A 5,477-nucleotide genomic window follows, 5' to 3' on the forward strand; every position below is an offset into this window, starting at 1 on the left:
CCCCACACTACCATCGGCGATGCATCGTTTCACTACTGAGTTCGGGATGGGATCAGGTGGTTCCAATGCTCTATGGTCGTCAAGAAATTCTGTTGCCAGACTGTCTTATGACACTCCAGCCAATTCGGATATGTGATCGTTGTGGTTGCGAACTTTCGGTTCTTTCGTCTTCACCACCGCAATCTGCAGAAGCAAATTGCTTGGGTGTTATATGGTCAAGCCTCACGGGCAATTAGTATCGGTTAGCTCAACGCCTCACAGCGCTTACACACCCGACCTATCAACGTCGTAGTCTTCGACGGCCCTTTAGGGGATTCAAGATCCCAGTGAGATCTCATCTTGAGGCAAGTTTCCCGCTTAGATGCTTTCAGCGGTTATCTCTTCCGAACATAGCTACCCGGCAATGCCACTGGCGTGACAACCGGAACACCAGAGGTTCGTCCACTCCGGTCCTCTCGTACTAGGAGCAGCCCCTCTCAAATCTCAAACGTCCACGGCAGATAGGGACCGAACTGTCTCACGACGTTCTAAACCCAGCTCGCGTACCACTTTAAATGGCGAACAGCCATACCCTTGGGACCGGCTTCAGCCCCAGGATGTGATGAGCCGACATCGAGGTGCCAAACACCGCCGTCGATATGAACTCTTGGGCGGTATCAGCCTGTTATCCCCGGAGTACCTTTTATCCGTTGAGCGATGGCCCTTCCATACAGAACCACCGGATCACTAAGACCTACTTTCGTACCTGCTCGACGTGTGGGTCTCGCAGTCAAGCGCGCTTTTGCCTTTATACTCTGCGACCGATTTCCGACCGGTCTGAGCGCACCTTCGTACTCCTCCGTTACTCTTTGGGAGGAGACCGCCCCAGTCAAACTACCCACCATACACTGTCCTCGATCCGGATCACGGACCTGAGTTAGAACCTCAAGGTTGCCAGGGTGGTATTTCAAGGATGGCTCCATGAGAACTGGCGTCCCCACTTCAAAGCCTCCCACCTATCCTACACAAGCAAGCTCAAAGTCCAGTGCAAAGCTATAGTAAAGGTTCACGGGGTCTTTCCGTCTAGCCGCGGATACACTGCATCTTCACAGCGATTTCAATTTCACTGAGTCTCGGGTGGAGACAGCGCCGCCATCGTTACGCCATTCGTGCAGGTCGGAACTTACCCGACAAGGAATTTCGCTACCTTAGGACCGTTATAGTTACGGCCGCCGTTTACCGGGGCTTCGATCAAGAGCTTCGCTTGCGCTAACCCCATCAATTAACCTTCCGGCACCGGGCAGGCGTCACACCCTATACGTCCACTTTCGTGTTTGCAGAGTGCTGTGTTTTTAATAAACAGTCGCAGCGGCCTGGTATCTTCGACCGGCATGGGCTTACGGAGCAAGTCCTTCACCCTCGCCGGCGCACCTTCTCCCGAAGTTACGGTGCCATTTTGCCTAGTTCCTTCACCCGAGTTCTCTCAAGCGCCTTGGTATTCTCTACCCGACCACCTGTGTCGGTTTGGGGTACGGTTCCCAGTTATCTGAAGCTTAGGAGCTTTTCTTGGAAGCATGGCATCAACCACTTCGTCGCCTAAAGGCAACTCGTCATCAGCTCTCGGCCTTGAAATCCCGGATTTGCCTAAGATTTCAGCCTACCACCTTAAACTTGGACAACCAACGCCAAGCTGGCCTAGCCTTCTCCGTCCCTCCATCGCAATAACTGGAAGTACAGGAATATTAACCTGTTTTCCATCGACTACGCTTTTCAGCCTCGCCTTAGGGACCGACTAACCCTGCGTCGATTAACGTTGCGCAGGAAACCTTGGTCTTTCGGCGTGCGAGTTTTTCACTCGCATTGTCGTTACTCATGTCAGCATTCGCACTTCTGATACCTCCAGCAAGCTTCTCAACTCACCTTCACAGGCTTACAGAACGCTCCTCTACCGCATCACCTAAGTGATACCCGTAGCTTCGGTGCATGGTTTGAGCCCCGTTACATCTTCCGCGCAGGCCGACTCGACTAGTGAGCTATTACGCTTTCTTTAAAGGATGGCTGCTTCTAAGCCAACCTCCTAGCTGTCTAAGCCTTCCCACATCGTTTCCCACTTAACCATGACTTTGGGACCTTAGCTGACGGTCTGGGTTGTTTCCCTTTTCACGACGGACGTTAGCACCCGCCGTGTGTCTCCCATGCTCGGCACTTCCAGGTATTCGGAGTTTGCATCGGTTTGGTAAGTCGGGATGACCCCCTAGCCGAAACAGTGCTCTACCCCCTGGAGTGATACATGAGGCGCTACCTAAATAGCTTTCGAGGAGAACCAGCTATCTCCGAGCTTGATTAGCCTTTCACTCCGATCCACAGGTCATCCGCTAACTTTTCAACGGTAGTCGGTTCGGTCCTCCAGTCAGTGTTACCTAACCTTCAACCTGCCCATGGATAGATCGCCCGGTTTCGGGTCTATACCCAGCGACTAAACGCCCTATTAAGACTCGCTTTCGCTACGCCTCCCCTATTCGGTTAAGCTCGCCACTGAATATAAGTCGCTGACCCATTATACAAAAGGTACGCAGTCACCTAACAAAGTAGGCTCCCACTGCTTGTACGCATACGGTTTCAGGTTCTATTTCACTCCCCTCTCCGGGGTTCTTTTCGCCTTTCCCTCACGGTACTGGTTCACTATCGGTCAGTCAGTAGTATTTAGCCTTGGAGGATGGTCCCCCCATGTTCAGACAAAGTTTCTCGTGCTCCGTCCTACTCGATTTCATTGATAAGAGACTTTCGTGTACGGGGCTATCACCCACTATGGCCGCACTTTCCAGAGCGTTCCACTAATCTCAAATCAACTTAAGGGCTGGTCCCCGTTCGCTCGCCACTACTAAGGGAATCTCGGTTGATTTCTTTTCCTCAGGGTACTTAGATGTTTCAGTTCCCCTGGTTCGCCTCTTGCACCTATGGATTCAGTACAAGATACCTAGGTTATCCTAGGTGGGTTCCCCCATTCAGAGATCTCTGGATCACAGTCTGTTTGCCGACTCCCCAAAGCTTATCGCAGGCTACCACGTCTTTCATCGCCTCTGACTGCCAAGGCATCCACCGTATGCGCTTCTTCACTTGACCATATAACCCCAAGCAATCTGGTTATACTGTGAAGACGACATTCGCCGAAAATTCGCATGTTGCTCAATAAAGAGCAGAACTCACAAATTTTACCTTAGCCTGATGGCCCACCAGTGAAAGTGGTCATCAGTCTATCTATCACATATCCGAATTTTTAAAGAACGATCTGACAAAAGTCAGAAATCAACATTCACATTGGAATGTTCATTTCTAAGTTCTGCAGGTAACGGCAAGTGGTGGAGCCAAGCGGGATCGAACCGCTGACCTCCTGCGTGCAAGGCAGGCGCTCTCCCAGCTGAGCTATGGCCCCGTAGTCATCTGCACCAAGCTAATGGTAGGTCTGGGCAGATTTGAACTGCCGACCTCACCCTTATCAGGGGTGCGCTCTAACCAACTGAGCTACAGACCTATAACAGGGTCGCGTTACAGCATCGTCTTCTTCAAGGAATCAAGCAATTCGTGTGGGAGCTCATCAGCAGGCTGATGTCTTCGATTAAGGAGGTGATCCAGCCGCAGGTTCCCCTACGGCTACCTTGTTACGACTTCACCCCAGTCATGAATCACACCGTGGTAACCGTCCCCCCGAAGGTTAGACTAGCTACTTCTGGTGCAACCCACTCCCATGGTGTGACGGGCGGTGTGTACAAGGCCCGGGAACGTATTCACCGCGACATTCTGATTCGCGATTACTAGCGATTCCGACTTCACGCAGTCGAGTTGCAGACTGCGATCCGGACTACGATCGGTTTTGTGAGATTAGCTCCACCTCGCGGCTTGGCAACCCTCTGTACCGACCATTGTAGCACGTGTGTAGCCCAGGCCGTAAGGGCCATGATGACTTGACGTCATCCCCACCTTCCTCCGGTTTGTCACCGGCAGTCTCCTTAGAGTGCCCACCATAACGTGCTGGTAACTAAGGACAAGGGTTGCGCTCGTTACGGGACTTAACCCAACATCTCACGACACGAGCTGACGACAGCCATGCAGCACCTGTGTCAGAGTTCCCGAAGGCACCAATCCATCTCTGGAAAGTTCTCTGCATGTCAAGGCCTGGTAAGGTTCTTCGCGTTGCTTCGAATTAAACCACATGCTCCACCGCTTGTGCGGGCCCCCGTCAATTCATTTGAGTTTTAACCTTGCGGCCGTACTCCCCAGGCGGTCAACTTAATGCGTTAGCTGCGCCACTAAAATCTCAAGGATTCCAACGGCTAGTTGACATCGTTTACGGCGTGGACTACCAGGGTATCTAATCCTGTTTGCTCCCCACGCTTTCGCACCTCAGTGTCAGTATCAGTCCAGGTGGTCGCCTTCGCCACTGGTGTTCCTTCCTATATCTACGCATTTCACCGCTACACAGGAAATTCCACCACCCTCTACCATACTCTAGCTCGCCAGTTTTGGATGCAGTTCCCAGGTTGAGCCCGGGGCTTTCACATCCAACTTAACGAACCACCTACGCGCGCTTTACGCCCAGTAATTCCGATTAACGCTTGCACCCTCTGTATTACCGCGGCTGCTGGCACAGAGTTAGCCGGTGCTTATTCTGTCGGTAACGTCAAAACAGCAAGGTATTAACTTACTGCCCTTCCTCCCAACTTAAAGTGCTTTACAATCCGAAGACCTTCTTCACACACGCGGCATGGCTGGATCAGGCTTTCGCCCATTGTCCAATATTCCCCACTGCTGCCTCCCGTAGGAGTCTGGACCGTGTCTCAGTTCCAGTGTGACTGATCATCCTCTCAGACCAGTTACGGATCGTCGCCTTGGTGAGCCTTTACCTCACCAACTAGCTAATCCGACCTAGGCTCATCTGATAGCGTGAGGTCCGAAGATCCCCCACTTTCTCCCGTAGGACGTATGCGGTATTAGCGCTCCTTTCGGAACGTTGTCCCCCACTACCAGGCAGATTCCTAGGCATTACTCACCCGTCCGCCGCTGAATCAAGGAGCAAGCTCCCGTCATCCGCTCGACTTGCATGTGTTAGGCCTGCCGCCAGCGTTCAATCTGAGCCATGATCAAACTCTTCAGTTCAATACTGCTTGGGTTTTTAAGAAACCCTAAACTTGGCTCAGCAATCTCAAATGACTATGTGATTTCTCGCATGGCCACTTGTGATGCTGATAATCTTGGCGACGATCAGTCCATACTCACAAGCACCCACACGAATTGCTTGATTCGATTGTTAAAGAGCGATTTGGTTAAGCGCTTTGCTCAACCGAGGCCGCGCATTCTACGCTTTCCTCTAAGTCTGTCAAGCGTTTATTTTGAAGTTTTTTCCGAGAAACCCGTTCAACTTCAACCGCTTAACTCGCTGCGATCTCTCGTAGCGGGAGGCGAATCATACAGCGTTAAAACCTGCTGTCAACTGCCTTTTT

General features: G+C 51.8%; 2 tRNA genes and 3 rRNA genes. All 5 read right to left on the bottom strand.

What is annotated here, in order from left to right:
• Positions 1–84: ribosomal RNA gene (rrf, locus tag BLS27_RS23525) — 5S ribosomal RNA — on the bottom strand; the annotation flags it as partial.
• A gap of 127 nt (positions 85–211) precedes the next feature.
• Positions 212–3,102 (bottom strand): 23S ribosomal RNA (locus BLS27_RS23530).
• A 234-nt stretch (positions 3,103–3,336) separates the two neighbouring features.
• Positions 3,337–3,412 (bottom strand) — tRNA-Ala (locus tag BLS27_RS23535).
• Positions 3,413–3,434: 22 nt separating this feature from the next.
• A tRNA-Ile gene (locus BLS27_RS23540) sits at positions 3,435–3,511 on the bottom strand.
• 85 nt (positions 3,512–3,596) lie between these two features.
• Positions 3,597–5,133 (bottom strand): 16S ribosomal RNA (locus BLS27_RS23545).
• Between the last annotated feature and the right edge of the window lie 344 nt (positions 5,134–5,477).

The sequence above is a fragment of the Pseudomonas guariconensis genome, from assembly GCF_900102675.1.
In the GTDB taxonomy this organism is placed as follows: Bacteria; Pseudomonadota; Gammaproteobacteria; order Pseudomonadales; family Pseudomonadaceae; genus Aquipseudomonas; species Aquipseudomonas guariconensis.